General features: G+C 62.8%; 28 protein-coding genes and 3 pseudogenes. 20 read left to right on the top strand and 11 right to left on the bottom strand.

Annotation, left to right across the window (positions count from 1 at the left end):
• The first annotated feature begins 60 nt into the window (after positions 1-60).
• The 12 genes from HFO99_RS03980 to HFO99_RS04035 are packed head-to-tail and all read left to right on the top strand — an operon-like array spanning position 61 to position 10,407.
• Positions 61-1,029 (top strand): carbohydrate ABC transporter permease, encoded by a 969-nt coding sequence (locus HFO99_RS03980; RefSeq protein ID WP_222359421.1) that lies wholly within the window; start codon positions 61-63, stop codon positions 1,027-1,029.
• Positions 1,026-1,979: a carbohydrate ABC transporter permease gene (locus tag HFO99_RS03985; protein ID WP_017994415.1), complete on the top strand. Its 954-nt coding sequence runs from the start codon at positions 1,026-1,028 to the stop codon at positions 1,977-1,979. Before HFO99_RS03980 ends, HFO99_RS03985 begins: the two co-directional genes overlap by 4 nt.
• Positions 1,976-2,188 (top strand): hypothetical protein, encoded by a 213-nt coding sequence (locus HFO99_RS03990; RefSeq protein WP_064250907.1) that lies wholly within the window; start codon positions 1,976-1,978, stop codon positions 2,186-2,188. Before HFO99_RS03985 ends, HFO99_RS03990 begins: the two co-directional genes overlap by 4 nt.
• Positions 2,189-2,191: 3 nt before the next feature.
• Positions 2,192-3,289: an ABC transporter ATP-binding protein gene (locus tag HFO99_RS03995; protein WP_222359423.1), complete on the top strand. Its 1,098-nt coding sequence runs from the start codon at positions 2,192-2,194 to the stop codon at positions 3,287-3,289.
• Entirely contained in the window at positions 3,282-4,289 is a 1,008-nt protein-coding gene (locus HFO99_RS04000; RefSeq protein WP_222359425.1) for an ABC transporter ATP-binding protein, read from the top strand. The genes HFO99_RS03995 and HFO99_RS04000 overlap by 8 nt, the downstream gene beginning before the upstream one ends.
• Before the next feature lie 53 nt (positions 4,290-4,342).
• Positions 4,343-5,986, top strand: coding sequence for a dihydroxyacetone kinase subunit DhaK (locus HFO99_RS04005; protein WP_222359427.1), 1,644 nt, complete (start codon positions 4,343-4,345; stop codon positions 5,984-5,986).
• A gap of 47 nt (positions 5,987-6,033) precedes the next feature.
• Positions 6,034-6,654, top strand: coding sequence for a dihydroxyacetone kinase subunit DhaL (gene dhaL / locus HFO99_RS04010; RefSeq protein ID WP_222359429.1), 621 nt, complete (start codon positions 6,034-6,036; stop codon positions 6,652-6,654).
• A complete protein-coding gene (gene dhaM / locus HFO99_RS04015; RefSeq protein ID WP_222359431.1) occupies positions 6,651-7,049 on the top strand; it encodes a dihydroxyacetone kinase phosphoryl donor subunit DhaM in 399 nt (132 codons plus the stop codon). Before dhaL ends, dhaM begins: the two co-directional genes overlap by 4 nt.
• Positions 7,049-7,393, top strand: a complete 345-nt coding sequence (locus HFO99_RS04020) for an HPr family phosphocarrier protein (RefSeq protein WP_018480882.1) — start codon at positions 7,049-7,051, stop codon at positions 7,391-7,393. Before dhaM ends, HFO99_RS04020 begins: the two co-directional genes overlap by 1 nt.
• The gene (locus HFO99_RS04025) at positions 7,377-8,954 is read left to right on the top strand and encodes a putative PEP-binding protein (RefSeq protein ID WP_222359433.1); all 1,578 of its coding nucleotides are present in this window, start codon (positions 7,377-7,379) and stop codon (positions 8,952-8,954) included. Before HFO99_RS04020 ends, HFO99_RS04025 begins: the two co-directional genes overlap by 17 nt.
• 1 nt (position 8,955) lies before the next feature.
• Entirely contained in the window at positions 8,956-9,363 is a 408-nt protein-coding gene (locus tag HFO99_RS04030) for a hypothetical protein (RefSeq protein WP_222359435.1), read from the top strand.
• A 51-nt stretch (positions 9,364-9,414) separates the two neighbouring features.
• The gene (locus HFO99_RS04035; RefSeq protein WP_222359437.1) at positions 9,415-10,407 is read left to right on the top strand and encodes a dihydroxyacetone kinase subunit DhaK; all 993 of its coding nucleotides are present in this window, start codon (positions 9,415-9,417) and stop codon (positions 10,405-10,407) included.
• Positions 10,408-10,434: 27 nt separating this feature from the next.
• Here HFO99_RS04035 and HFO99_RS04040 read toward each other — a convergent pair.
• From HFO99_RS04040 to HFO99_RS04050, 3 genes and pseudogenes are all read right to left on the bottom strand, one after another.
• Positions 10,435-11,251, bottom strand: a pseudogene (locus HFO99_RS04040) (esterase family protein); the annotation flags it as partial.
• A pseudogene (locus HFO99_RS04045) lies at positions 11,248-12,208 on the bottom strand (acetylxylan esterase). The pseudogenes HFO99_RS04040 and HFO99_RS04045, both read right to left, overlap by 4 nt.
• Before the next feature lie 83 nt (positions 12,209-12,291).
• Positions 12,292-12,912, bottom strand: coding sequence for an NAD(P)H-dependent oxidoreductase (locus HFO99_RS04050; RefSeq protein ID WP_222359439.1), 621 nt, complete (start codon positions 12,910-12,912; stop codon positions 12,292-12,294).
• 91 nt (positions 12,913-13,003) lie between these two features.
• Here HFO99_RS04050 and HFO99_RS04055 point away from each other — a divergent pair, with 91 nt between their 5' ends.
• Complete coding sequence (locus HFO99_RS04055; RefSeq protein WP_222359441.1) at positions 13,004-13,654, top strand: TetR/AcrR family transcriptional regulator; 651 nt, start codon at positions 13,004-13,006, stop codon at positions 13,652-13,654.
• Between the two features lie 46 nt (positions 13,655-13,700).
• Positions 13,701-13,805 (top strand): annotated as a pseudogene (locus HFO99_RS04060) (cysteine hydrolase); the annotation flags it as partial.
• Position 13,806: 1 nt separating this feature from the next.
• Here the strand turns inward: HFO99_RS04060 and HFO99_RS04065 are convergent.
• A complete protein-coding gene (locus tag HFO99_RS04065) occupies positions 13,807-14,199 on the bottom strand; it encodes a VOC family protein (protein WP_222359895.1) in 393 nt (130 codons plus the stop codon).
• A gap of 218 nt (positions 14,200-14,417) precedes the next feature.
• On the opposite strand from HFO99_RS04065, the gene HFO99_RS04070 reads away from it, so the two are divergent.
• A complete protein-coding gene (locus HFO99_RS04070) occupies positions 14,418-14,900 on the top strand; it encodes a methyltransferase family protein (RefSeq protein ID WP_222359443.1) in 483 nt (160 codons plus the stop codon).
• A 128-nt stretch (positions 14,901-15,028) separates the two neighbouring features.
• On the opposite strand, the gene HFO99_RS04075 is transcribed toward HFO99_RS04070, so the two are convergent.
• Positions 15,029-15,811, bottom strand: a complete 783-nt coding sequence (locus tag HFO99_RS04075) for an alpha/beta fold hydrolase (RefSeq protein WP_222359445.1) — start codon at positions 15,809-15,811, stop codon at positions 15,029-15,031.
• 373 nt (positions 15,812-16,184) lie between these two features.
• Between HFO99_RS04075 and HFO99_RS04080 the strand changes: the two genes are divergently transcribed.
• The 3 genes from HFO99_RS04080 to HFO99_RS04090 all read left to right on the top strand — a co-directional run bounded on the left by HFO99_RS04080 (position 16,185) and on the right by HFO99_RS04090 (position 18,558).
• Positions 16,185-16,871, top strand: a complete 687-nt coding sequence (locus HFO99_RS04080; RefSeq protein ID WP_222359447.1) for a GntR family transcriptional regulator — start codon at positions 16,185-16,187, stop codon at positions 16,869-16,871.
• A gap of 261 nt (positions 16,872-17,132) precedes the next feature.
• Entirely contained in the window at positions 17,133-17,903 is a 771-nt protein-coding gene (locus HFO99_RS04085; protein ID WP_222359448.1) for a siderophore-interacting protein, read from the top strand.
• Positions 17,904-18,051: 148 nt separating this feature from the next.
• Complete coding sequence (locus HFO99_RS04090; protein ID WP_222359450.1) at positions 18,052-18,558, top strand: MarR family winged helix-turn-helix transcriptional regulator; 507 nt, start codon at positions 18,052-18,054, stop codon at positions 18,556-18,558.
• A gap of 32 nt (positions 18,559-18,590) precedes the next feature.
• Here HFO99_RS04090 and HFO99_RS04095 read toward each other — a convergent pair whose 3' ends face one another.
• Positions 18,591-19,892 (bottom strand): epoxide hydrolase family protein, encoded by a 1,302-nt coding sequence (locus HFO99_RS04095; protein WP_222359452.1) that lies wholly within the window; start codon positions 19,890-19,892, stop codon positions 18,591-18,593.
• Positions 19,893-20,125: 233 nt separating this feature from the next.
• Between HFO99_RS04095 and HFO99_RS04100 the strand changes: the two genes are divergently transcribed.
• Entirely contained in the window at positions 20,126-20,542 is a 417-nt protein-coding gene (locus HFO99_RS04100) for an NUDIX hydrolase (protein WP_222359454.1), read from the top strand.
• A gap of 42 nt (positions 20,543-20,584) precedes the next feature.
• Here the strand turns inward: HFO99_RS04100 and HFO99_RS04105 are convergent, their stop codons facing one another.
• On the bottom strand, positions 20,585-21,628 hold the full coding sequence (locus tag HFO99_RS04105; protein ID WP_222359456.1) for a DUF3095 family protein: 1,044 nt from the start codon (positions 21,626-21,628) through the stop codon (positions 20,585-20,587).
• 117 nt (positions 21,629-21,745) lie between these two features.
• Positions 21,746-22,141, bottom strand: coding sequence for an Ohr family peroxiredoxin (locus tag HFO99_RS04110; RefSeq protein ID WP_222359458.1), 396 nt, complete (start codon positions 22,139-22,141; stop codon positions 21,746-21,748).
• Between the two features lie 272 nt (positions 22,142-22,413).
• On the opposite strand from HFO99_RS04110, the gene HFO99_RS04115 reads away from it, so the two are divergent.
• On the top strand, positions 22,414-23,211 hold the full coding sequence (locus HFO99_RS04115) for a class I SAM-dependent methyltransferase (protein WP_222359459.1): 798 nt from the start codon (positions 22,414-22,416) through the stop codon (positions 23,209-23,211).
• Positions 23,212-23,237: 26 nt separating this feature from the next.
• Here the strand turns inward: HFO99_RS04115 and HFO99_RS04120 are convergent, their stop codons facing one another.
• From HFO99_RS04120 to HFO99_RS04130, 3 genes are all read right to left on the bottom strand, one after another.
• Positions 23,238-23,858 (bottom strand): hypothetical protein, encoded by a 621-nt coding sequence (locus HFO99_RS04120; protein WP_222336137.1) that lies wholly within the window; start codon positions 23,856-23,858, stop codon positions 23,238-23,240.
• 123 nt (positions 23,859-23,981) lie between these two features.
• A complete protein-coding gene (locus HFO99_RS04125) occupies positions 23,982-24,329 on the bottom strand; it encodes a CAP-Gly domain protein (protein ID WP_222336138.1) in 348 nt (115 codons plus the stop codon).
• A gap of 140 nt (positions 24,330-24,469) precedes the next feature.
• The gene (locus HFO99_RS04130; protein ID WP_222359461.1) at positions 24,470-25,777 is read right to left on the bottom strand and encodes an extensin family protein; all 1,308 of its coding nucleotides are present in this window, start codon (positions 25,775-25,777) and stop codon (positions 24,470-24,472) included.
• Positions 25,778-25,816: the final 39 nt, after the last annotated feature.

Here is a 25,816-nt window from a genome sequence, read left to right on the forward strand (position 1 = left end):
GGGCCGCCAGATCTCTCATACCCCAAAAGACCCCGTGCCCCAAAAATACCAGGTGAAGACTTGACCATTTCCCATTCCTCCATCGTCGAGAAGGCAGCCGATGCGACTGCAAGGGCAACGCCCTCCACGGTCGCCCGGCGCGTCCGCGGCCTCTCCGATAGGGCGATCGCCTGGCTGTTCATTGCACCTGCCATCACCCTGTTGTTAGCGATCAACATCTTCCCGCTGCTTTGGGCGGTCTATCTCTCCTTCACCAATTACCGCGCCAACCGGCCGAATGCGCCGGTCCTGGGTGTCGGCCTTGGAAATTATCAGCGCGTTCTCAACGATCCCGATATTTGGCAGGCAATGCAGACCACCGCGCATTTCGTCTTCTGGACGATCGTGCTGCAGACGGTGATCGGCTTTACGCTCGCCTATCTGATCGACCGCAAGTTTCGCGGCCATGCCTTCTGGACGACGATCATCCTGATCCCGATGATGCTCTCGCCCGCCGTCGTCGGCAATTTCTGGCGCTTCCTCTACGAGCCGCAGATCGGCCTCTTCGCCTATGCCGTCTCGCTGGTCACAGGCATTCCGACTTCGGATATCCAGATGCTCGGCAATGTTTCGCTGGCGCCCTGGGCGATCATCATCGTCGATACCTGGATGTGGACGCCCTATGTGATGCTGATCTGCCTTGCCGGCCTGCGATCGATCCCCGACTATATCTACGAGGCCGCTGAGGTCGACCGTGCCTCCTCCTGGCGGCAGTTCTGGTCGATCACCGTGCCGATGGCCCTGCCCTTCATCATGCTTGCGGTGCTCTTCCGCGGCATCGAGAATTTCAAGATGTTCGACATGGTGACGCTGCTCACCGGCGGCGGACCGGGCTCGGTCACAGAGGTCGCCTCGATCACGCTGAAACGCGCCGCCTTCGAAAGCTGGGCGACCGGCCGGGCCTCGGCCTTCGCCATCATCCTCTTCGTCGCGGTCTTCGGCCTCGCCAACATCTACGTCAAGGCACTGAACAAGGTGAAGCAACGATGAGCGCCGCCAACTCCGCCCATTCGGTCGTCGAACCGAGCCTGTCCAGCAAGCGCATCGCCGGCACCATCGTCGTCCTCTATGCGCTGATCACCCTGATCCCGCTCGTCTGGATCTTCCTGACCAGCATCAAGTCGCCGCCGGATTCGATCAGCTACCCCCCGAAGATCGTCTTTTCGCCGTCGCTCGAAGGCTATTGCAACCTGTTCACCACGCGCACGCGGCAGACACCTGATTATATCGCCTCGCTGCCGGCGCCGGTCGGCACCTGTGATGAGGTGACCCGCAAGCGCAACATGGTGATCGCCGGCCCGTCGAATTTTCTGCCGCGCTTCGTCAATTCGCTGGTGATTGCCTTCGGCTCCACTTTCCTCGCGGTCTTCCTCGGAACGCTCGCCGCCTATGGTTTTTCCCGCTTCAAGATACCGCTCGCCGACGACCTGATGTTCTTCATCCTGTCGACGCGCATGATGCCGCCGATCGCCGTCGCCATCCCGATCTATCTGATGTATCGCGAGCTAGGCCTGTCGGACACGGCGCTCGGCATGATCCTGCTCTACACAGCCGTCAACGTCTCGCTCGCCGTCTGGCTGCTCAAGGGTTTCATCGACGAAATCCCGCGCGAATACGAGGAAGCGGCGATGATCGACGGCTATACGAGACTGCAGGCCTTCCGCAAGGTCGTGCTGCCGCAGGCAACGACCGGCATTGCCGCGACCGCGATCTTCTGCCTGATCTTTGCCTGGAACGAATATGCCTTCGCCGCGCTTCTGACTTCGGGCGAGGCCCAGACCGCGCCGCCCTTCATCCCGACGATCATCGGCGAAGGCGGGCAGGACTGGCCGGCCGTCGCCGCCGGCACGACGATCTTCCTGATCCCGATCCTCGTCTTCACCATTCTCTTGCGCAAGCAGCTGCTGCGCGGCATCACCTTCGGAGCCGTCCGCAAATGAGCCATCTGATCGAAACATCAACCCCTGCCCGTCCGAAGCGGCCGTTCTTCCTGCGCCGCGGCCCGATGGAAACCATCGCCACCGTGCTGATCGGGCTCGGCTTCCTGATGCTGTTCCAGCCCTTCCTGCTGGTGCTCTACACCTATTCGCTGGTGACCCTGCTCATAGGCACCGTCATGTTCATCATCGTCTCGAAATTCCCGGAGTGAACCATGGCGGACATCCGGATCGAAAATCTGCGCAAGGAGTTCGGCAGCTTCGTCGCCGTCGAGGATTCGAGCTTCACCGTCCATGACGGCGAGTTCCTGGCGCTGCTCGGGCCTTCCGGCTGCGGCAAGACGACGACGCTTCGCATGATCGCTGGCCTCGAGTTGCCGAGCAGCGGCAAGATCTATCTCGACGGCGAGGACGTCACCTTCAACCGCGCCAGCGCCCGCGACATCGCCTTCGTCTTCCAACTCTTCGCGCTCTACCCGCATATGAACGTTCGTAGGAATATCGGTTTCCCGCTGCTGTCGCAGGGCATGCCCAAGGCCGAAATCCGTCAGCGCGTCGAAGAGACCGCGCGCCTGCTGCAGATCGACCATATTCTCAACCGATCGGTCTCCGGCCTTGCCGGCGGCGACCGGCAACGCGTGGCGCTCGGCCGCGCCATTGTCCGGCGTCCGAAATGCTTCCTGATGGACGAGCCGCTCGGCACGCTCGACGCCGAGTTCCGCGAGATCATGGTCCACGAGCTGCGCGAACTGCACAACCGCATCCACGCCACCACCGTCTACGTCACCCACGACCAGCACGAGGCGATGGCGATGGCCGACAAGATCGCCGTCATGAACCATGGCGTCATCGAGCAGTTCGGCACGCCGCAGGAGATCTACGCCAAGCCGGCGACCATGTATGTCGCCGATTTCATCGGCTCGCCGCCGATGAACTTCATGCGCTTCACCTCCGGCCTGAAAAGCGGCGATCGCTCCATCCTGCTCGACGGCGTCGATATCGCCGTTCCCGAGATCCACCAGGACATGGCCGAAAGCGAACTGGCGCTCGGCGTGCGGCCGGAGCATATCCGCTTCAGCGACGCCTCGGCCCTTCGTGGCGCCGTCTATGGCAGTGAATATCTCGGCACCAACCAGGTCGTGGCTGTGGAAACCCAGGGTGGGCTGATCAAGGCCCGGGTTCCCGCCAATCGCAGCTTCCAGATCGGCGAGAGGGTCGGCCTCGAATTCAACCCGGCGAAACTCGCGCTCTTCGACTGCACCTCGGGCCGCGCGGTGCCATCCCATCTCTATCAGGAGAACCGGCATGGCTGATGTCGTCCTCAGGAACCTCGCCAAACGCTTCGGCGACACCCAGGCTTTGGCCGACCTCGATCTTTCGATCCGCGACGGCGAGTTCGTCGTGCTGCTCGGCCCGACTGGCGCCGGCAAGACCACGACGCTGCGGCTAATCGCCGGCCTCGAAAAGCCCGATAGCGGCGGCATCGAGATCGGCGGCCGCAATGTCGCCACTGAGGCACCCGCCGAGCGCGACGTCGCCTTCGTGTTCCAGCAATATTCGCTCTATCCGCACATGACGGTTTACGAAAACCTCGCCTTCCCGCTGAAGGCACCGATCCGCAAGCTGAGTGCGGCGGAGATCGACCGGCGCGTGCGCGAAGTCGCGCGCATGGTGCGGATCGACCACAAGCTGGAGAACCGCTCGACCAGACTTTCCGGCGGCGAGATGCAGCGTGTCGCGATCGGCCGGGCGCTGGTGCGCCGGCCGGCGATCTATCTGATGGACGAGCCGCTGTCCTCGCTCGACGCCAAGCTGCGCGCCGAACTGCGCCTGGAACTGAAGCGCATCCAGAAGGAACTCGGCTCGACGATGCTCTATGTCACTCACGACCAGGTGGAAGCCATGACCATGGCCGACCGCATCGGCATCGTTGCCGAGGGACGGCTGATGCAAGTGGGAACGCCGCGCGAGATCTACGGCAATCCAGCCAACCTGCATGTCGCCGCCCGTCTCGGCCAGCCGCACATCAATCTTCTGCCGGCGGACCTGCTGCCGGGCGGCCAGCCGCCGGCCGGCACGAAGACCGTCGGCGCCCGCACCGAACATCTCGACATCATTGTCGGCAAGGATGCCAATGCCGAGATCGACTGGATCGAGCATCTGGGCGACCAGAACCATCTGCACATCAAGGCTGGCAATCACAAGCTCGTCACACTTGCAGATCCATATCTGGCGATCGCGCCGGGCGACCGGATCAGTCTGACGCTACGTGATCCGCTTTATTTCGATGCGGCTGGACAGCGCCTGTCCTGACCGGCAAACAGACTTGATGACGGCATGAAAAACAAACAGACGGGTCTCAATCGATGAAACATTTCTTCAACCGCAGGGAAAACATCGTCACCGAAGCCTTGGACGGTCTGCTTCTGACGAGCAGCAAGGGTCGTCTTGCCCGCCTCGACAGCTTTCCCGACATCAAGGTGATCCTGCGCGCGGACTGGGACAAGTCGAAGGTGGCGATCATCTCAGGCGGCGGCGCCGGCCATGAGCCCTCCCATGCCGGCTTCGTCGGTAAGGGCATGCTGACGGCTGCCGTATCCGGCGAAATCTTCGCCTCGCCGAGCGTCGATGCCGTGCTGACGGCGATCCGCGCCGTGACCGGCCCGAAGGGCGCCCTGCTGATCGTCAAGAACTACACCGGCGACCGGCTGAATTTCGGCCTCGCCGCCGAAAAGGCGCGCGCCGAGGGCTTCGACGTCGAGATGGTCATCGTTGCCGACGACATCGCCATTCCCGGCATCAACCAGCCGCGCGGCGTCGCCGGCACGCTATTCGTCCACAAGATCGCTGGTTATCATGCTGAAAGGGACGAGGACCTGAAGACCGTCGCAGCCCATGCCGCGGCAGCCGCCGGCGACATCATCTCGCTCGGCATGTCGCTCTCCACCTGCAGCGTGCCCGGCCAGGCGCATGAGGACCGTCTCGGCGCGGACGAAGGCGAACTCGGCCTCGGCATCCATGGCGAGCCCGGCGTCGAGCGCATCACGCTGCAACCGGTCGCCGATATCGTCTCCACCATGGTGGCGCGCCTGTTGCCTGCGCTGCGCGAAGGGGCAAGCCATTGCCTCCTCATCAACAATCTCGGCGCCGTGCCGCCGCTCGAAATGACCGTCATCGCCAAAACAGTGCTGTCTTCGCCGCTTGGCCGCCGCGTCCGGCTGATCATCGGCCCGGCGCCGATGATGACGGCGCTCAACATGAACGGCTTCTCTTTGTCGCTGATCCGGCTGGACGCCCTGCGCGAGGCAGCGCTGACGGCAGCGGTCGAGCCGCATGCCTGGACGCCGGCCGTCGAACGCCACGAGATCGAGGTCATCGCCGCACCGAGAACATCAGGCGGACTGAACGGCGCCAATAGCACGGCCGGAGAAAATGACCGCAACCGGCGCCTGATCACGGCGCTCTGCGAGCATCTGATCTCACAGGAAAGCGAACTCAACCGGCTGGACGGCCGCGTCGGCGATGGCGATACCGGCTCGACGGTAGCCTCAGGCGCCCGCAGCGTGCTGGCCCGCCTCGACACGCTGCCACTCGACCGGCCGGCGGCAACGCTTGCCTCGCTCGGCGATATCCTCGGCACCAGCATGGGCGGATCGAGCGGCGTGCTGCTGTCGATCTTCTTCACCGCCGCAGCAAAGGCGATGGCTGACAAGGCCGATATATCAGCCGCTCTTCTTGCCGGGCTCGACAGGATGACGTTCTATGGCGGAGCCGCGGTCGGCGACCGGACGATGGTCGATGCGTTGTCACCTGCCCTGCAGGCGCTTGCATCCGGCGATGTTGTCGCAGCGGCAAAGGCAGCGGCAGCGGGTGCCGAGTCGACGAAGACGATGATGAAGGCGAGAGCCGGACGCGCCTCCTATGTCGGCGAAAGGGATCTGGCGGGCGTTGCCGATCCCGGCGCCGTGGCGGTTGCCGGCGCGTTTGGCGTGGCGGCAAGCCTCGCCTGACCGGCGTGAAATTCTAGAGCCCGCAGGAGGCGCGGCGACAGGGAGGGATGGCAGTGCAGGCGGAACCGGTGCTTGTGGCAGGATTGATCGAGGTGTGCCGCGCGACGATCGCTGCAAACACCGATCACCTCTGCGCGCTCGATCGCGCGATCGGGGATGGCGATCACGGAACCAATATGCGGCGCGGCTGCGAGGCGGTGAGCGCCGAAGGCGAGAGCCTGTCCAGCCTGCCCTTCCCCGACGCCATGGAAAAGATCGGCCTGACGCTGGTGATGAATGTCGGCGGTGCGGCCGGGCCGCTCTACGGCACGCTGCTGATGGAGATCGGCCGCGAGCTTCGCAAAAGCGACGAGAAGGCCGATTTTTCGCAGGTGCTGAAACAGGCGATCGATGCCGTCGCAAGACGCGGTCGGGCGCATGCCGGCGACAAAACCCTGCTCGACGTGCTCTATCCCGTGCATGCGGCACTCGCCAGCCGCTCGCCGCTCGGCGCAATCGCCCGCAGGGCCGAGCGTTCCGCCAGTCGCACCGCTGACATGAAGGCGATGCGCGGGCGCGCCGCCTATCTCGGCGACCGCTCCATCGGTCATGTCGATCCCGGCGCGTCGAGCTGTGCGCTGCTGACCACGGCGATCTGCCGCTATCTCGGGGAGCACCGTCCGCAATGAATGGAAAGACCACAAATGTGGGCATCGTGATCGTCTCCCACTCGCCGCTGGTGGCAAGGGGGATCGCCGACATGGTGCGGCAGATGGTCGGCGACTGTGTGCCGCTCGCCTGGTCGGGCGGCAATGCCCATGGCGAGCTCGGTACCGATGCCGGCGGCATTCTGAGGGCGATCGAAGCCGCCTGGTCCGATGCCGGCGTCGCCGTCTTCGTCGATCTCGGCGGCGCCGAGACCAACAGCGAAATGGCGATCGAAATGCTGGGCCTTCCCCGCGCGGCTCTCGTCTCCATCTGCAATGCGCCGCTGGTCGAAGGCGCCGTCATCGCCGCCGCCGAGGCGTCGGGGGGTGCGTCGCTGGCCAAGGTCGTCGCCACAGCCGAGGAACTGTCCCCCTGATGACGAGCGGATTGCGTAGTGAAAAACAGGAGCCTCATCCATTGCACGTGAATTGCCAGACGGAGGTAGAAGTCAAGCACGGCGTCGGGCTGCATGCCCGCCCCTCCGTTACCTTCACGCGGCTTGCCAAGTCCTTCCCCTGTTCGATCGAGATCGCTGTCAACGGCAGCGACGTCTGGCTGAACGGCAAGAGCATCATCAAGATCATGGGCGCGAAAATCCGAAAAGGATCGATCCTCCGTATCCGCGCCGACGGCATTCTCGCCGAGGAGGCGATCCGCGCCCTGAAGGAACTCATCGAGCGCAACTTCGATGAGGAAAAGAAACATGGCCGCACCGCTTAGGTTGACAGCAAAGAGCGCATCCCCGGGCATCGCATCTGGCCCGGCCTTTGTGGCCGAGCGGCCGGACGCCCCCGCGCCCAGCACGGCCGGCGGATACGACGCGCTCGAGAAGGCGATCGACATCTCGATCGGCGAACTCGAGCGCCTTGCCGATGGAGCCGATGCCGAAAGCCGGGATATCATCGATTTCCAGATCGAGGTGCTGCGCGATCCGACCATCGCGGAAGCGACCGGCGCGCGCATGGAAGCCGACGAGAATGTCGTGTTTGCCTGGGTCGCCACCCTCGACGCCTATATCGGCGAACTCGAAGCGGCCGATGAAGAGCAGATGCGGGCACGCGCCGTCGATATTCTCGACATCAAGAACCGTGTGCTTGGGGCGCTCGCCGGCACCCCGATCGCCGATTTTCCGCCCGGTTCGATCTTCGTCGGCAAGGATATGGAGCCGAGCCGCTTTCTCGCCCATGACTGGTCGAAAGGCGGCGGCATCGCGCTGTTTTCAGGCAGCGCCGCCGGCCATGTCGCTCTGCTCGCCCGGGCGAAATCGGTACCGATGGTGGTCGGCGCCGGCCGCTTTTCGGCCGCAGACGGAGATCCTGTCAGCGTGGATGGCGACGCCGGTGCGGTCGTACTCAAGGCAGGCGGCATGCTGATCCCGCCACTCGCGCCTGCACAGGCGCCTACCGCCGACACGCAGAACGAAAGCGGCGAACTGCGCACGGCGGACGGCGTGCCGATCCTGCTCTCGATCAACATCAACGACCCCGCCGAGATCGACGCGCTCGATCCGGCAACGGCAGGCGTCGGCCTGATGCGCTCAGAATTTTCAGTCGCCTCGATCGCCGAGGCGGCCAATGAGGAACGGCAGCTGGCGATCTATCGCCGCGTGCTGGAACAGGCGGGCGACAGGCCGGTGATCATAAGAATGCTGGATATCGGGGGCGACAAGCCGCTCGCCGGCCTCGAAGACCTGCCGGCTCTCTCGGCCTCTGGCCTGCGCGGCATCCGACTGCTGCTTGCCCGGCCGGAAATCGCCCGCGTGCAGGCCCGCGCCCTGCTGCGTGCCGCCGTCTTCGGCAGGCTTTCGGTGATGCTGCCGATGGTGACCTTTCCCGACGAGATCGACAGGATGCGCGAATTGTTCCGCGAGGAAGCCGAAAAGCTCGGCCGCCGATCCCTGCTCCACCGGATGCCACCGATCGGCATGATGGTGGAGGTGCCGGCCGCAGCGTTGATGCTCGATACTTTCGGGTCAGCGGCATTCTTTTCGTTTGGCACCAATGATCTTACCCAGTATCTCGCCGCCTCCTCTCGCGACGATATCGACGCGGATGCCGGCAATGCGGCGCCTGCCGTGCTCCGGCTGCTTGCCCAGGCGGTGAAGCTGACCGCCGGCAAGCCAGTCAGCATCTGCGGCGACATGGCCGGCAATCCGCACTATCTGCCCGGGCTGCTCGCCGCCGGCCTCCGGCATTTTTCCGTGGCGCCGGCCCGGCGTCCCGCGATAAGATCGGCGATCATCGGCCTCAACGCCGATGGCACAAGGGCAGCCGGAGAGTAGAATGGCGCGCGAAGACACCGAAGACGCCATTATCGCCTACAAGTCCATTCTGGCGCAGATAATCGACAACAGGCCATCCGGCACGCGCCAGCGCCTGGCGACGGCGCTTGGAAAACATCGCAGTTTCGTCACCCAGATTACTAGCCCGACCTATGCAACGCCGCTGCCGGCGCGCCATCTCGCAACAATCGTCCGCGTCTGCCATTTTAGCGCCGCCGAACAGGAGCGCTTTCTCGAAGCCTATCAGGCCGCCCATCCCGGCAAGCTGCCGGACCTCGGCCATTCCGAGAAATTGCGGCACGTTTCGCTGATGGTGCCCGACTTCGGCGACGACAGGAAAAACCGCCTATTGGAAGAGGCGATCTCCGATCTGGTGCAGAAGATCGTCGCGATATCGGGTGCGGAATGACGAGTGCGCTGGTTGACGTAACGTAATGCTTTTGGCCCTGGGAGGGGCTTGATGAAGAAGTTCATGAACACTGCGGAAACCATGGTCGCCGAAAGCGTCGAAGGCTTCGTGCGCGCTCATGAGGCCTTGGTGGTGTTCGGGCCTGAGCGCAGATGTATCCGCCGCCGCCATCTCACCGCTGGCAAGGTGGCGCTTATATCAGGCGGCGGCGCCGGCCATGAGCCGATGCATATCGGCTTCGTCGGCCACGGCATGCTGGATGCCGCCTGCGTCGGCCATATCTTCACATCTCCGACACCGAGCCAGATCATCGCGGCGATTGAAGAGGCCGATACCGGCGCCGGCTGCATGCTCGTGGTCAAGAATTACGACGGCGATCTGATGAATTTCGAAATGGCGATCGAGATGGCCGGCGACCGCCACAACATCGACATGGTCGTCGTCAGCGACGATATCGAGACATCAAGGTCCGGCGAAGGCAATGGCCGGCGCGGTGTTGCCGGTACGCTAATCGTCGAAAAGCTCCTGGGTGCTGCGGCCGAACGCGGCATGTCGCTTGCCGAATTGAAGCTGCTTGGCCAGGGATTGAACACCCGCATCCGCTCGATGGGTGTCGCGCTGAACGGCGTGACGGTGCCGCAGACCGAACGCACGACATTTTCGCTCGGACCCGGCGAGATGGAAATGGGCGTCGGCATCCATGGCGAGCCCGGCCATGCCAGGCAGCCCTTCGCCGCCTCCGACGCCATCATCGGCCATCTCTGCGAAACCATCGCCGGCGATATCGCGGTGGCGCCGGGTACCCGCGCACTGCTCTTCGTCAACGGCCTCGGCGGCACGCCGCCCGCTGAACTCTACCTCGCCTATAATGGCGCCCGCCGCTTCATCGAGGAAAGAGGCATCCCGATCGCACGCTCGCTTGTGGGAACCTATGTCACCTCACTCGACATGCAGGGGCTGTCGGTCACCCTTGCCTTGCTGAGCGACGAGGAGATCGCGCTCTGGGACGCGCCTGTGGCGACGGCGGCTTTGCGTTGGCCGTGACGGCATCCCGAGGGTGTCAGTTGTAAAGCTTGCCATCTTCCGCCAGGCGCCGGCGCGGTGGGCGCGTCCATCCCAGACATGCAACTGATGGCCGACATTCTTGTCCGCGAGCAGCCGCCTGAGATAGCGGTTGTTGTCGAGGAAAGGGTCGGCGCGCCAATGGTGAGAACGATGTCGCGCTCACGCAGCCTGTCGAGCCGCCAGTCGCAGGCGAGCCCTGGAAGAAAATGCGCCGGCGTGTGGAAATAGACGCTGTCATCGTAATAGCCGTCGAACAGGTCGCCGAAGGATTCCACCTTCATCGTCAGGTCGTAGCGGCCGGAAAAGGCGACGAGCTTGCGGAAGAGATGCGGATGACGAGAGAACAGGTTCGCCGTCTGGAAGGCGCCGAGGCTGCAGCCGTGCACGATGGTGCAGTCACGCGAGTTCTTTGCCACCATCAACGGCAACACTTCGTGCAGGATATAATCCTCGAAGGCGCCATGCCGGCGGATGCGCTCGGCGGGGTGATGGTGGAAGGCATAGAAGGTCTCGGCTGCCAGGCCCTCGATGCAATAGAGCTGAAGTTGGCCAGCCTCGAGCTTGTCGGCAAGGCTTCCGACTAGGCCGAGCTGCTCATATTCGAAGAAGCGCCCGTCCCGCGTCGGAAAGACCAGCACCTTGGCGCCGGCATGGCCGAATACTACAGCGCCGCGCGTCTTCAGACGCGCAAAGGACGCTGTAGCACTTTGAATGGCTGAATAATTTTGTCCTTAAATCGATTCCGACTGAAGGAATTATGCAGCGACATCTCGATGTCTCGATACAGCCGCTGACTGTACCAGCGCCGATATTCGCGGTTCATGGCACCCTGAAAAACTGACCGATCTTGTCGCGGAGAACCGCCTCTTGCTCAGCGCTGCCAGGATAGTCGAAATGCCCCGCGTCCAGGATGAAGATTTCATTAGATTTTGGTAGCGCATTTGCGACAGCGAACTGGCAAGGTGGCGCGACGGAAGGATCGAAAAGGGCGACGGCCGTCAGCATCGGCACCTTGATCCGGCTGGCGGCGGTCGCCGCATCGTAGAAGCGCAGCGTTTCCAGCACGTTTCCATGTTCAGCCTGATATTCCTGCACCGATTCCGCACTGCCGACGCTCGGCAGCATCAGCCGCGGCGGCTGATGCCCGAAACTCGGCAACGCCAGATGGCCGCGATCGATGCGATCGTCGTAGGCGATCGCCATCGCCCCGACACCGCCGCCGAAGCTGATTCCGCTATAGCCGATATGCCCTGAAAGCCAGGGATAAAGTGCCGTAAGCGTCGAAACGGCGAGCCAGGTATCCTCGACGCAGCCGCCGATGATATAGGCCTCCGGCTTATCGATATCGTGCAGCACATGCCAGGACGGGTTCTCGGAGATCGGCGGATGCGCGCTGAGCGACAGCCCCGCGGCAGCAGGGAAAGATGAGCGCCGTTTCCTCGACCGGCAGCTCGAAATCAGGACGATCGCGTCCGCCGTAACCGTGTCGGACGACGAGGCCGCGCCGCACCTCTCCCTGACGCGGCAGGATGAGCCAGCCACCGATCCTGAATGAACCGGTCGAGATATAGACGAGATCAAGCACATGCCAGTCGAGATGGGCGATCTTGCTCCGCCGCAGCACCGGCTGCGGATCGACCGCCAGCGCCTTGAGATAACGCGCCTTCCAGAAATCATCGAAGCCAGCGGGCGCCTCGGGCGGCTTGACCGCGAGAAGCTCCTCGATCTGCATGCCGTAGGTTGGATCGAAGTCGAAGGGATGTGTAGTCGGAATAGTCATCCAAGGCTTTTCTCGTGAAAAAGCCAACGGCGCAAGGCTTCGCCTGCGCCAACCGATAAACCTTGCTTGTATGCCGGACACCTTCACGCCGCATCCGCCGCCTTGGATCGCCCGGATGCCTTGAAGAGTCTGCGGCCGATGGTACGCGCCGCCTCGAGATGGGCGGTCGCTTGGTCCGGTCCGGCTTCGAGCATCAGCTCGGATGTCACAACGCGGGCGCCGCAATAATCGAAGATCCCATGATCGATCTGCGTCTTTATCGCGGCGAAATATTCGTGCCGCGCATAGGTCCCGGCGTCGGCGCCGCCGAGGCCGACCAGATGCACCGGCAGACGGCCAAGTAGCTTCACCACCCCGGCATCCGCACGATCGTCATAAGCCCAGCCATTGGTGAACACCCGATCGATCCATCCCTTGAGCAGCCCCGGCATCGACCACCAGTAGACGGGATAGACAAGCACCAGCGCATCGGCGCGGTCGATCCTTGCCTGCTCGGCGGCAACGTCGGCGGGCAGCACCCCTTCCCTCAGATGCAGGGCGATATCGGCCGCAGTGAACCGGGGATCGAAGCCCTCGGCCGCGAGATCGGCGATCTCGACGGAATGGCCGGCGTCGGAGAGCGTGATACCATCGGCAAGATGCACGGCGACGCCATGGGTGAGCGACCGGGGATCGGGATGCGCGACGACGATGAGCGCGTGCATGGCAAAAACTCCTGCTGAATGATTGCGGACGGAAGACGCAGCCTGTACCTTTGGTAAGCTACTTTCAGTAAGTTACTTTTGGTATATAGTGATGTCAAGCGCCGAAACAACACATCAGCCGACCGATCCGCAGCGGCGCCGCCGCCTGTCGCGACAGGACCGGCTTCGCCAGCTTCTCGACGTCGCCTGGCAGATCGTCCGCGATGAGGGAACGGAAGCGCTGACCCTTGGCCGGCTTTCCGAGCAGGCGGGCGTGACGAAACCCGTGGTCTACGATCATTTTGAAACCCGCCCCGGCCTGCTCGCAGCGCTCTACCGCGAATTCGACGCCCGCCAGACGACAGTGATGGACGCAGCCCTTGCGGCAAGCCAGCCATCTCTCGCCGACCGGGCCGCGGTCATCGCCGCCTCCTATGTCGACTGCGTGCTTCTCCAGGGCCGCGAAATCCCCGGCGTCATTGGCGCGCTCGCTGGCTCGCCGGAACTCGAAAGGATCAAGCGCGAATACGAGGCGGTCTTCATCGAGAAATGCCGCATTGCGCTTTCGCCCTTCGCCGGCGCCGGCACGATCGCCGCAGCCGGCCTCTGGGCCATGCTCGGCGCTGCCGAAGCCCTCTCCTATGCCGCTGCGTCAGGCGATATCACCGCCGTCGAGGCAAAGGACGAACTCTTCGAAACCATCGTCGCGATGGTGACGAGAAGTGCGTGTGGCGGTGCTGGCGGTAATGTTGAAGCGGGTTGATTGCGCGGCTACCGCGCGGCCTTGAACCTCCTGCCTCGCTCCTTGCGTTGGCGGGTTGCTGGCCAATAGCTGCACCGAATCCACCGACCGCTTCGCCATGGAACTCGGCTATCGCGTGACCCTGGTGAGCTACGCGACCGCCGCCTTCTCTCTTACGGATTCCAGCCGCCGCTGCCATAGGGACGCGTGATGATTTCGAGCAGATGGCCGTTCGGATCTTCGAAATAGACGCCGCGCCCACCGTCGTGGTCATTGGTCTCATCAGGCATCCGCTGACCGGGGTCGGCCCAGTAGCTCAGGTTCCGCTCGCGAATTCGATTGAATATCGCCTCGAATTCAGCGTCACCGACCAGGAAGGCGTAGTGTTGGCGGCCGATCTGACCTTCCGTTTCCATATAGTCGAGATTGGCGTCGTTGTCGGTCGTGACCATGTGGAACGGCCCCCAGCGCCGCGGCGCCGGCAACCCTAACATATCGGCCAGGAAATCTGCCGAGGCCTTGCTGTCGTGAGCCGACAGGATGGTATGATTGAAGTAGATGGCTATGGTGGTTTCTCGCAAACGAGGAGCCGCAAACTCGATGCAGGCTCGCCGGGTTAACACCCGCGGCCGCCTCTTGTTCCGAACTTCGACCGCGCCTCTCCGCCTTCAAATCTCTCTCGAAACGAGGTAGACTCCACCGGTGGAGGGGCCGCGACAAATGGTACGAAACACGCTCCCCATGCGCTGGAATTCCAGGGGCTAGGAGACCGGAGGGGGGTAGCATGAACGACGCGAACGGCAATTTGCGCGACAGTTCAGGCGCGGCGGTGCGGCCGCCGATCGCCTGGGCGCTGACCGTCGCCGCCGGGCTTGCGCTCGACTGGCTCTATGCGCTGCCGTTCCTGCCTGCGGCCATGCCTGCCGGCGGGCTGGGCGGCATCGTGTTCCTCGCCGGCCTGGCGCTGCTGATCTGGGCGGCAACAACCTTCCGCCGGGCGGGGACGCAGGTCCACCTCAGCCGTCCGACGACTGCGATCGTCGACGAAGGCCCCTATCGCTTCACGCGCAATCCGATCTATATCGGCATGTTCCTCGGCCTCATCGGCCTCGCCGTCGCTTTCGACAGCCTATGGCTCATCATCCTGTTGGTGCCGTTCTACCTCGTCATCCGCTACGGTGTGGTCGCTCGCGAGGAGGCCTATCTCGAGCGGAAATTCGGTGACGTCTATCTCGCCTACAAGGCCCGCATCAGGCGGTGGCTGTAGCGAGACGAAGAAGCGTCGACCTGCTGAAACCCGAATGACGGAAACGGGTCGAGACACGACCCTCGCGACAGCATGGCATCGCCAAAGCAAGCCGGCGAACGGCATCGCCGCTTTGCCGGCCGCTGGGATCAGTCCGCACTCTGCCCCGCCGCATCGAGGATCAACCGGGCGATCTCGTCGGGGTGGGAGATCAGCGAGAGGTGGCTGGCCTTCACCTCTATCGTCTTCGCCCCCATGCGCTTGGCCATGAAGCGTTCGAGATCGGGATTTATCGTCCGATCCTCGGTTGAAACGGCATACCAACTCGGCTTCGAACGCCAGGCCGCCTGCGTCGTCTTGCCTGTCAGCAGTGCCTTCTGGAACGGTTCCTGCACGGCATAGAGAACTTTCGCCTTTGCCTCCGGCAGGTCGCCGGCGAAATCGTGCAGGAAGGCTTCCTCGCTCAGCCGACCTTCGTCGCCGTCGAAGACGATGCCGGCGGACGCCGGCGGCGTCGGGAAGGTCTTGGCGAGAGCGGTATAATCCTCGCCCGCATCCGGCGCCCGCGCCGCGACATAGACGAGCGCCGAAACGTCGGGGTGCACGCCGGCCTCGGTGACCATCATGCCGGAAAACGAATGTCCGACCAGAACCGTCGGACCATCCTGTCGGTCGAGCACCCGCTTCACGGCAGCGACGGCCTCGGGCAGCGTCGTCAGCGGGTTCTGCACCGCGGTGGCATCGAGCCCGGCCGCCTGCAGGCGCGCGATCACCTCGGTCCAGCACGAGCCGTCGGCAAACAGCCCGTGCGCCAGCACGACGTTGCGCGCTTTAACGGCAGCGGATGTCGCGGCCATACCGCGGGTAGCAAGCAGAGAAGCGGCGGCGCCGGCAACAAGGGCAGCCGAGAAAGTCCGTCTGTTCATCATCATGATCTGGTTCCTTGTGCGTCCAGGAATTGAAGGATCGAAAGCATGCTGGTTCGGGACCGAAGAACCGAAGCCAAGTCAAAATCGGTTGGTCTGTGATGCCAATGTCGGCACGGTTCGCTTTGCCCAGCGCGAGGCACTGGCCTTCGTCGCGTTGCGAGCTCCGGTCGTATTCATATTCGGTATTTGAAGCGGCTTCCTGTATGCAGAAGCCTGCTTGCTGGAGATTTATGTATTCCCATCCGATATAAAGTCAATTATTGAATACGTAACACCTTCGTGATGTCATCAGTGTATACGCGAGGCGGTACGTCAATCGCATTTGCATACACAATCGATCGAGCCGTCGGTGTTGAAACAGATCGGAGATAACGGAATGGCGAGTGGTTTCGAAACCGAGGATGACGGCGATGATCGCGGATTGCTCTCCGATCGCATTCGCAACGCCCTGACGGACGAGATCGCCACCGGCACGCTGGCGGCGGGTGCTGCGCTAGACGAACAGCAGCTCGCCGACCGCTTCGGCGCCTCCCGCACGCCGGTTCGCGAAGCATTGCGTCAGCTGGCGGCGGGCGGCCTCGTCGAGCTTCGCGCCCGGCGCGGCGGCGTCGTCGCCCGTATGACGCCGGAGCGCATCATGGAGATGTTCGAAACGGTGGCCGAGATCGAGGCGGTATGCGTCAGGCTCGCCACCTACCGCATGACACCGCTGGAGCGGAGCCATCTGATCGAACTGCACGATCTCTCCCAGCCGATCGTCGAAGCCGGAGACTTCGATGCCTATGACAGCTTCAACCGCCAATTCCATGAAGCCATCTATCACGCGACCCACAATGGCTTCCTTGCCGAACAGGCGATCGCCGTGCGCAACCGCCTGAACGCCTTCCGGCGCACGCAATTGCGCCAGGGCGAACGGCTGCGCCGATCCCGGGACGAACACGAGGCGATCATGCAGGCGATCGCCGAAGGCGACGGCGAAATGGCATCGCGGCGTATGCGCGCCCACATGCTGAATGCCGCCACCTCGCTACGCCGTTTCATCGAAGCCAACAAGCCGACATAAGTTTGAGGTTCTAACCGCTGATCGGCCGATCATTGCCCAACCGGAACGGCGCCGGAAAGTTAAACTTTGGCAATCATCGCCCTTGTTGGTTCCCTTGCGGTTGCACATGCCGCCGTCGTCGGCTACATCATGCCGTCAATGGCCGGGTCACCCGGCCACGTAAGCGTTAACGTCACTCAACGCGTATGATCGAACGGCTCTGCGGCTGCGATCTGCGCGACTGTGTCCTGCGGATCGAGCTTTGAAGCCCCGGAAGGACACATGGACAACAATCAATTCAAAGATCAGATTTCACCGGCCCCCGGCATCGAACGGGTCCGCCATGACACGCGACGGCGCACCCTGGCGGTCGAAAGCGTCGTCGACATCACCCCCGGCATGCGCCGCATCACATTGTCCGGCGACGTTCTTGCCGATTTCATCAGCCTTGCGCCCGACGACCACATCAAGATTTTCGTACCGGCCGCCGATGGCGGCGAAGAACGCCGTGACTACACGCCGCGACGCTACGACAATGCCGAACAAAAACTGACCATCGACTTCGCCTTGCATGAGGCAGGCCCGGTCACCCAATGGACGATCAATGCGCGCGCCGGCGACAGGCTAGAGATCGGCGGACCAAGGGGCTCCGCCGTAGTGTCGAAGACCGTAAAACGGTGGCTGCTGATCGGCGACGAAACGGCACTGCCGGCGATCGGCCGCCGGATCGAGGAGAGCGGCGCCGGAACCGTCATCACCACAATCGCAGCCGTCACCGGCCCGTTGGAAGAACAACTCTTCGAGACATCAGCCGAGCTGCACCTCCACTGGGCGCACCGGCCTCTTTCTCAAGCAACCGATGCCGCAGCGCTGCTGAAACTGTTGAGTACAGTCGATATCCAACCGGAAACCTTCGTCTGGGTCGCGGCGGAAGCCTCGGTAACACGCGATATCCGCGCCTACCTGCTGGAGCGGGGTTGCCCGCTCGGCTGGATCAAGGCATCCGGCTACTGGGTGTTCGGCAAGGCCGATACAACGGAGAAGTTCGGCTAGGCGGCAAGGCGCCGACACTGACCGCCACTCCGGAAACTGGGGGCGACGGGCCGGATAGGCTGTCCAAAAACAGATGTCGATTCAGTTGCGATTTAATCGTATACGATATATACAAGTCCTAGCATTCAGAGCCTACTAGGATGAACCCATGCCCGCATCTAAAATCGCAAGACAGACTGGCAGCCCCGCGCCCGCCTCCCCGCCAGTGGGCAAGGAAGGCAGGAAACTTTCGAATTTCCTGTGCTTCGCGGTCTATTCGGCAAATCTCGCCTTCGGCCGCGCCTATAAGCCGATCCTGGACGAGCTTGGCCTGACCTATACCCAATATATCACCATGGTGGCTCTCTCCGAAGAGGATGAACAGACCGTCGGCGCATTGGGGGAAAAGATGTTCCTCGAATCCAACACGCTGACGCCCATCCTCAAGAAGCTGGAGTTGAATGGTTATATCACCCGTCACCGCGATCCCGCCGACGAACGGCAGGTGCGGGTCAGCCTGACGCCGGCAGGGCGCCAACTCGTTGAAACCGATCCCGGCGACGCGCTGCTTGGCGCCATCGGCCTTGGCGACGACTTTCCCGTCGTGCAGAAATCGGTGACGACGCTGCGCGACAACCTGCTGCGGTCAACGCAGGGAGAAGCGGAGAAACCGTGATCGCGGCATCAGTCGCCTGAGGCCGCCTGGGTCTACTGCCGCAGCGGCCGGAACGCCGTCCTGAGCTCGGCAGTGAAAGCCATCGGCTGTTCCCAGGCGGCGAAGTGACCGCCCTTCGGCAGCCTGGCGTAGTGGATGAGCTTCGGATAGGCCTTCTCCGCCCAGCTCTGCGGCGCCTGGTAGATCTCATCCGGAAAAGCACTGACGGCAACCGGGATCTTGATGCCCCTGGGGTCGAAGAACCCGCCCGACGGATGGTGCGCGTTGTCCCAATAGAGGCGTGCCGAGGAGATTGCGGTGTTTGTCAGCCAATAGAGCGTGACGTTGTCGAGGATATCGTCCTTCGTCAGCCCCTCGGGCTCTCCGTCGAAAACACGGGCGATCATCCGGTAACTGCGGATGTCGTGATCGAGCATCCACGATGCAAGCCCGACCGGCGAGTCGACAATCCCGTAGAGCGTCTGCGGCCGATTGTTCATCTCGATCGCATAGCCCAGTCCGTTCTTGTAGAAATCGTCGAGCTGATCGAAGGCGCGCCTTTCGTCCGGCGAAAGGTCGGCCGGCGGCATGCCGCCGGCGGCAAGAGCCTTGGCGATGTCAGCCGGAACCGTGGCCGCCATGTTCGTATGGATGCCGAGCAATCCCGGCGGCTCCTGCACCGCCATCAATTCGGTCACCGCATTGCCCCAGTCGCCACCCTGCGCCACGAACTTCGTGTAGCCGAGACGTTCCATCAGCGTCACCCAGGCGTGCGCGATGCGTGGCGGGTTCCAATTCCCCGACCCCGTCGGTTTCCCGGAAAAGCCGTAGCCAGGCAAAGACGGGATCACCACGTCAAATGCGTCCTCTTCGCTCCCGCCATGCGCTGTCGGATCGGTGAGCGGTTCGATGATCTTCAACTGCTCGATGATGGAGCCAGGCCACCCATGTGTGACGATCAGCGGCAGTGCATTTTTATGCTGGGAGCGCACGTGAATGAAGTGGATATCCAGCCCGTCGATCTCGGTGATGAACTGCGGCAGCGCATTGAGCCGCGCCTCCATCTTGCGCCAGTCGTAATCCGTCGCCCAATGCTTCGCGAGTTTCTGGATCGTTGCGAGCTGCACGCCCTGCGTATCATCCGCGACGGTCTCCTCGTCAGGCCAACGGGTGGCCGCGACGCGCCGGCGCAGATCGTCAAGCTGATCCTCGGGGAAATTGACGCTGAAAGGGCTAAGCCCGTCGCCGTTTGCCTGAGCGCTACGCGTCCCGGCAAACATGCTCATGGCTCCGGCGGCGGCCGTGGCCGCAAGCAGTTCGCGCCGCGTGGGCGTTGACAGGGATGTGGGTGGCATGACGCTCTCCTCTCCGTTTGATCTGTTCGGAAACGGACGAAGATCGACTGACCGACCTCGTTCGCATCAGCAGGTCATTCGCGTCTGTCCGGGGACTATGCTCCCGGGCAACGTCGGGGGTCAACCTACACGGTCAGGCTATGCCTCGACTGTCTCGATGGACGACTGGTCATTGCAAAAAGCCGTGGCTGCGGGCAGCATCGGCGCGAGATCGAGGAGGCAGAGGAGAATGCATGCCCGACATCGCGATGGGCGTCTTGAGCCGGAACGGAACCGTTCTTCTGGCCAGGCGCAGTTCCAAGCGCAAGGTGCACCCGGATCGCTGGAGCCTCCCGGGCGGCCATGTCGAAGAGGGCGAAGACGCCGAGACGGCAATGTGCCGGGAACTGATCGAAGAAATAGGCGTGACGCCGGAGTTCTGGCAGTTTGCAGGACGGTTCACCTCGGAAGACCCGCCCGAAGCATCCGCGACATTCCATGTCTATCACGTCATTAAATGGCACGGCTGTCCGCGACTGATCGGTGACGAACACACCGAGCTCAGATGGTTCACCGCCACCGCGATAGAAAAAGAAGCCGAATTGGCGCCGCCTCAGCTCACTGAAATTCTCGCAAACCTCGCCATGCGGGAAACAGGCACGCCCACTTAGGTCCCTTGGCGGTCAAGGCGGTCTCGCCGCCTGAACGGGTCCTCAGAGAACATGATGCTGGACGTCGCCAAGCGCACCAGCCTCCATCATCTCGGCGGCCCTTGCATAACCGCCGCCCATTCCGCCGAGGAAATGCAGGTGCGAATCCGGGCTGCCTGATGGCACGAGGCAGGTCATCAGCGCATGCGATTGGCGGTGCAGTCCGAAGTTGATCTCACCGCGCGCCCTTGCCAGAAGAAGCATGGTTTCGACCCTATCGATCTGTTCGCGCGTGCAGTCCAGCGTCAGGCGCAAACCGTCATCGAATTTGCGGAAATCCGAATGGGAAGCGACCTCCAACCAGCCTTTCGCATCGACCTGCGTCCCGCTGTCCCTGGGGATAGCCATATCGCCTGCAACCGGATGAGACCGATGCGATGGTGCATCAAAAACGCCAAGCACGCGCTTTGCCAGTGCTGCAAAAACCTCCGGGCTCGTATCGTCATTCGGCTCCACCAGCAGCGACAGGATCTCGCCCCGCTGGCTCGGGAACGGCGTCCAGTCGCAGCTCAGTCCGGTCAGATCCGGCTTCGTCGCGTAGCGTCCCGGCTTGACCAGATACCGGCCGCTCTTGATCTGCTGCTCTGCCCACTTGAGCCCTCCCCCTGCAAACATCGCATAGGTCGCGTTTTCCGAAGCCGCATAGAGCGCAACTCTTACGTCGCACCCACTGTTGCGGATTTCGCGCACAGTGAGCAGCCCGATACGAAGGGTGAGATCGAGATCGCTTCTTGCAAAGCTCGCGACCTGCCGCAACGCCGAGGTCGCGGCCATGATGCCGCGCGGCGGCAAGGCGAATGCCGCACCGTCTCCACGAAACACGAAGGGGAAATCGAACGAACCCCAGGCATTGCCGAGAGCGGCGATAACAGATGCGCCTGCGAAGTTGACATCTTCATAGCGCCCCGACTTGATTGCCGGCGTCGAGCTGACGACATCGGTGATGCCGATCAGCCAGTCATCGGGCAACGGCTCATAAACGGCGGGGTCGAGCACGAGCGAAAACTCGTCATAGGCCTGGTGTGGCTGGGCGTGGCTATTGATCACGGCATGTTCTCCAGATCGGCAAGGTTCCGGTGCCTGCTACCTCAGGAAGGGGTCGGCCGGCCGATCGGCAGTCCCTCCGCATCAAATCCTCTGGCGGTGAGGTCCGCCCTTCCCCGCTCAGGCAAGTGTGGCCTCGACGTCGATATTGCCGTGTGTCGCCTTGGAATAAGGGCAGATGCCATGGGCTGCCTCGATCAATTGCTGCGCAACCTCGCGATCGATGCCGGTCAGGCTGACATTGAGGCGCGCCCTGAGGAAGAAGGAGCCGTTGTCGGCGTTGAGAGTGATCTCCGCATCGACCTCGGGGCTGGCGGGCAGCGTGATCTTCCGCTGCGAAGCAGCAAGTTCGATGGCGCCGATATAGCAGGCCGACCAGGCGATGCCGAACAGGTTTTCGGCAGCCGGATGCGGTTGCGGCAGCTTGATCTCGATCATGCCGTCGCTGCTGCGTGCCGAGCCGTTGCGGCCGCCGGAGATGTGGGTTTTGCCGGTAAAGAGAAGCTTCTCGGTCATGGTGATGTCCTTTCGGTTTAATTATCACATGTCCGATTAAATCGGATGCGCTTTAATATGTCACCACAAAACCAATGTCAACAATATTACGATTTAATCGGATGCGATTGGTTTCTTCGGCCAAACCCATCACATCAAGATAATCCTCAACGGAAGCTGTGCGAGCAGGCCGACCCGCTGCGCAAAGTCACGTCTTGCCAGGGAACAGAGCCCTCTATAGGCTCTGCCGGGAAGCGCGAGGTGGCGCCGATGAAAAAGCCCGGAGAGATGCCATGTCCTCCATAACGGCAGACAATGCGGGACAGTATGGCGACAGCCGGAAGCTCGCCGCGCGGGCTCGACTGCATAGCCAACACACCATCGCCGAGACGGCCTGGTTTCCATGGGTTGCAACGCAGTTGTCCCTGAAGCCGGGCGATCGTGTCCTCGACGTCGGCTGCGGACCGGCCTGGTTCTGGGCAGCAACGGCAGGTCTGCTGCCGGAGAATCTTGACCTGGCGCTCGCCGACCTTTCGCAAGGCATGGTCAACGAGGCGGTGGCGCGCTGCAGCACCCTGCCGTTCGGCTCCATCCGGGGTTGCCAGGCCGACGCCGCCGCGCTCCCCTTCAAAGATGACGCCTTCGATGCCGTGGTCGCGATGCATATGCTCTATCACCTGCCCGACCCGGCCGCGGGCATCGCTGACATGTTGAGAGTGCTGAGGCCGGGTGGCTTACTCGCGGTCACAACCAACGGCGCCGGCAATATGCGCGAGATCTACGCGCTGACGACCGTATTCGGCAGTGCCCCATCCGATCCGGCCGCCGAAGCCTTCGGATATGACGCTGCCGAACGATTGATGCGGTCGCAGTTTGGAAACGTGACCATGTCGCAGCATCCGGCAAGCCTGCGGATCTCTGAGCCCGAGGATGTATTCCTGGCGCTCACCTCCTATCCGCCCGGCGATGGCGCCTGCGAAACTCAACTCACCAGGTTCCGTCAAGCCATTGCCGATGCGTTCAGGCAATGCAACGGCGTGCTTGAGGTCCGCAGGGAGACCGCGCTGTTCCTCAGCAGAAAGGCGGCCTGATCCGCATCGCGGTGTCTGCTGCGCCCTTACGACCGCGGCCGGCCGTCGTCGAACAGCGTGGCAAGCCATTGGTAGTATCGTGGCTGCTTCTCCCGCATTTGGTTGCGCGAATAAGGTGGCCGATCGATGTCGCCGAACAGGTAGACGCTGGCCGTGACCGCGAAGTATTCGTGACTATTGCTCATCATGTAGGAATCGCCCGGCCAACCCCGCCTGCCGATATCGAAGAATTGCTCGACATCGGTATTGCCGAATCCGCCCGGAAGCATCCGGTCGTGATAGGCATGCAGAAGTTCGTGCAGGATGATCGGCTTGTCGGGCGCAAGACTTTTGACACGCAGGTCGATCCCGGTCTTGCTGCTGTAGTGGCCGGGCCCCGCTTTAGCGGCGGCGGGGTTGGCCCAGATCCTGATCGTGCGCATGAAGGTGAGGACATCGGGTTTCAGATTGACATGCTCGACGATATCGAGCTGCCGCTTGACGGCCGCGGCCATCTCCCGACCGGGCTCCGCGCCCTTGGCGTTGGTGAGATCGACCTGCCATCCATGATAGTTGAAAACCAGCGGATCGGCCGCCGCCGTTTCCGTGGCCGCGATCATGAAGATAATGGCGGCGCAGAGCGCCAGGATTTTCGAAATCGGTCTCACGGCCCCTTCTCAACATGTCCCAGGCGGACTGTTGCACAGGCAAACTGAAGGCACAATCACATCACGTCGGCGTTGATGTCGTGCGCATAAAGTCGGAAAATGCTGATGTCGCCGGGGGAGCGTTCAGACCTTCTCTTTCTTCCTGATTTTTTCCTTCGGTTCCACCGGCGCATCGGGCGTCGGGGCCAGAAGCTTGCGCAGCGATCCGATCTTGTCCTTCACCAGTGGCCGGAAACGCGTCGCGCGATAGGGCATGTCGGCCGCCCCATAACCTTCCGGCCCGTCGTCATTGCCGCGATGAATTTCAGCGAGCTTCACCCCGATGAACGTGCCGTCGATATAATGGGTATATTCGCCCACCCAGCGGATCGTATAGATCTCGCCTTTGCGGATGAGCTGGTCGATGCTGACATGCTTGAAGGTATCGTTGATGCAGACGACCTTCTGGCCGACATGGAAATCATAACTCATGGATCAAACTCTCGAAACGGCAATCCGCTTGGCCGATCTATAGCGTGCCCTGCGGCGGGGATGAACCGTTTTCTCGCAGCCAGGCCCCGATTGCTGCGGCACCAGCCGCACCCATGCCGCACGCTTTAAGGTGGCATGCATCAGTCGCAATAGGCCTTGCCGCTCTTGCGGGAGCGAAGATCGAAGTGGAAGTGGTTCCAGTGTTCCGGGTTGCTGCCCGGCCCGAGTACGGTGTTGAAATAGCGGCAGCTGTCGCTGCGCACCGCCTTTAGCAGCCGCCCCTCGCGCAGCGAGAACAGGCCCTTCTTGCGCACGTCGATCTCGTGGCCGTTCTTCAGCACGAACTTGCCGACGTCGATGGCGTTGCCGCGAGCGTGTTCCGACATCGGATTGTATTTCTGCCGGCTGTTGTTCATGCGCCGGCAGGAATAGCCGCCGAGCGGCTGGATCGTCTTGATGCCGGACCAGTAGCGATAGCGGGCGGACGGTGCCAGCTCGTTCTTCACCCATTTGGCGAAAGCGAGCGTCACCTGGCAGTTCAACGTCACGGCCGGACGGACGCCGATATTGCCGGAAAGCCCCTTCAGCGACACCGGATAAGGCACCTGGCAGGCCGGCCCGTTCGAAATCGGCGGCTTGTCGTCGAAGAGGACGCCCATGCGTTTCAGCTCGCGCCGGCAGGCAAGCTCGGAGGACGGCATGACGCTGGGATCGACGGGCGCCGCCGGTTCGCTCATCATCGGATTGTTCGGCCGCAGCATCGCGACCTCTTCGCTCTCGTCCTCTTCGGGAACACGGGTCGGCGCCACCACAGGGCTGCCGTCGTTCCAGGCGGGCGCCCGGCTCATCTGTGCCTCGGCCGCCGGCTGCGGCATTGGCTGCTGCGGGGGCTGGCGCATGGGCTGGTTGAGCTGCGTCGGATTATCGGTGCCGATGCCGTCGACAACCGGTTCGGTGGCATTGCCCTCGGCGATCTGTTGCTGTTGTTCCTGCGCCAGCCCGACAACCGGCTCGGCCCCGAGATCGTCATCCATGTTGACGCCGCCGGACGGGATCGCAAGCGCTTGCGTGCCGCCCCAGTTCTGGTTCTGCTGCGCTAACGCCTCGTCGCTGTCGATCATCGGCAGTTTGCCCCGCCGCGCCTGTGGCGCGGCTCGGGCGGCATGGCCGGTGCCGGCAAGGTTTGGCGTGTCGAGATAATCGACGGAGCCCTGGCTATTGCCGACGGGCGCGCTGGAAGCCGGATAGGAGGCCTGGCTCTCCACCGGCACCATGCGCACGGCGGGCGCCATGCGCGCGGCCCCCCGCGACGGCGAGATCGAGCTGACCCTGGTGCCGTTGTCGACATTGGCCGGCGGCACCAGTCCGTCGCTGATCGAACAGGTCGTAAGCGCCGCCGAGAGGATAACGGGCAAAAGGGTTCGCCGAGGAAAGGAAACAAACGCCATACTCTTATCGCTTCCGCAGGCTGGCTGGGCAGTGACCGA

The organism is Rhizobium leguminosarum, from assembly GCF_019798305.1.
GTDB classification, from domain to species: Bacteria; Pseudomonadota; Alphaproteobacteria; order Rhizobiales; family Rhizobiaceae; genus Rhizobium; species Rhizobium leguminosarum_U.

What these genes read in the sequence shown, in the direction of transcription:
- HFO99_RS04005 (WP_222359427.1), top strand. Translation starts at nt 4,343, where the DNA reads ATGAAACATTTCTTCAACCGCAGGGAAAACATCGTCACCGAAGCCTTG.
- HFO99_RS04080 (WP_222359447.1), top strand. Translation starts at nt 16,185, where the DNA reads ATGGCGAGTGGTTTCGAAACCGAGGATGACGGCGATGATCGCGGATTG.
- HFO99_RS04075 (WP_222359445.1), bottom strand. Translation starts at nt 15,811, where the DNA reads ATGATGATGAACAGACGGACTTTCTCGGCTGCCCTTGTTGCCGGCGCC.
- HFO99_RS04035 (WP_222359437.1), top strand. Translation starts at nt 9,415, where the DNA reads ATGAAGAAGTTCATGAACACTGCGGAAACCATGGTCGCCGAAAGCGTC.
- dhaM (WP_222359431.1), top strand. Translation starts at nt 6,651, where the DNA reads ATGAATGGAAAGACCACAAATGTGGGCATCGTGATCGTCTCCCACTCG.
- HFO99_RS04095 (WP_222359452.1), bottom strand. Translation starts at nt 19,892, where the DNA reads ATGCCACCCACATCCCTGTCAACGCCCACGCGGCGCGAACTGCTTGCG.
- HFO99_RS04125 (WP_222336138.1), bottom strand. Translation starts at nt 24,329, where the DNA reads ATGAGTTATGATTTCCATGTCGGCCAGAAGGTCGTCTGCATCAACGAT.
- HFO99_RS04115 (WP_222359459.1), top strand. Translation starts at nt 22,414, where the DNA reads ATGTCCTCCATAACGGCAGACAATGCGGGACAGTATGGCGACAGCCGG.
- HFO99_RS04070 (WP_222359443.1), top strand. Translation starts at nt 14,418, where the DNA reads ATGAACGACGCGAACGGCAATTTGCGCGACAGTTCAGGCGCGGCGGTG.
- HFO99_RS04030 (WP_222359435.1), top strand. Translation starts at nt 8,956, where the DNA reads ATGGCGCGCGAAGACACCGAAGACGCCATTATCGCCTACAAGTCCATT.
- dhaL (WP_222359429.1), top strand. Translation starts at nt 6,034, where the DNA reads ATGGCAGTGCAGGCGGAACCGGTGCTTGTGGCAGGATTGATCGAGGTG.
- HFO99_RS04090 (WP_222359450.1), top strand. Translation starts at nt 18,052, where the DNA reads ATGCCCGCATCTAAAATCGCAAGACAGACTGGCAGCCCCGCGCCCGCC.
- HFO99_RS03995 (WP_222359423.1), top strand. Translation starts at nt 2,192, where the DNA reads ATGGCGGACATCCGGATCGAAAATCTGCGCAAGGAGTTCGGCAGCTTC.
- HFO99_RS03990 (WP_064250907.1), top strand. Translation starts at nt 1,976, where the DNA reads ATGAGCCATCTGATCGAAACATCAACCCCTGCCCGTCCGAAGCGGCCG.
- HFO99_RS04110 (WP_222359458.1), bottom strand. Translation starts at nt 22,141, where the DNA reads ATGACCGAGAAGCTTCTCTTTACCGGCAAAACCCACATCTCCGGCGGC.
- HFO99_RS04000 (WP_222359425.1), top strand. Translation starts at nt 3,282, where the DNA reads ATGGCTGATGTCGTCCTCAGGAACCTCGCCAAACGCTTCGGCGACACC.
- HFO99_RS04055 (WP_222359441.1), top strand. Translation starts at nt 13,004, where the DNA reads ATGTCAAGCGCCGAAACAACACATCAGCCGACCGATCCGCAGCGGCGC.
- HFO99_RS04050 (WP_222359439.1), bottom strand. Translation starts at nt 12,912, where the DNA reads ATGCACGCGCTCATCGTCGTCGCGCATCCCGATCCCCGGTCGCTCACC.
- HFO99_RS04130 (WP_222359461.1), bottom strand. Translation starts at nt 25,777, where the DNA reads ATGGCGTTTGTTTCCTTTCCTCGGCGAACCCTTTTGCCCGTTATCCTC.
- HFO99_RS03985 (WP_017994415.1), top strand. Translation starts at nt 1,026, where the DNA reads ATGAGCGCCGCCAACTCCGCCCATTCGGTCGTCGAACCGAGCCTGTCC.
- HFO99_RS04085 (WP_222359448.1), top strand. Translation starts at nt 17,133, where the DNA reads ATGGACAACAATCAATTCAAAGATCAGATTTCACCGGCCCCCGGCATC.
- HFO99_RS04020 (WP_018480882.1), top strand. Translation starts at nt 7,049, where the DNA reads ATGACGAGCGGATTGCGTAGTGAAAAACAGGAGCCTCATCCATTGCAC.
- HFO99_RS04025 (WP_222359433.1), top strand. Translation starts at nt 7,377, where the DNA reads ATGGCCGCACCGCTTAGGTTGACAGCAAAGAGCGCATCCCCGGGCATC.
- HFO99_RS04100 (WP_222359454.1), top strand. Translation starts at nt 20,126, where the DNA reads ATGCCCGACATCGCGATGGGCGTCTTGAGCCGGAACGGAACCGTTCTT.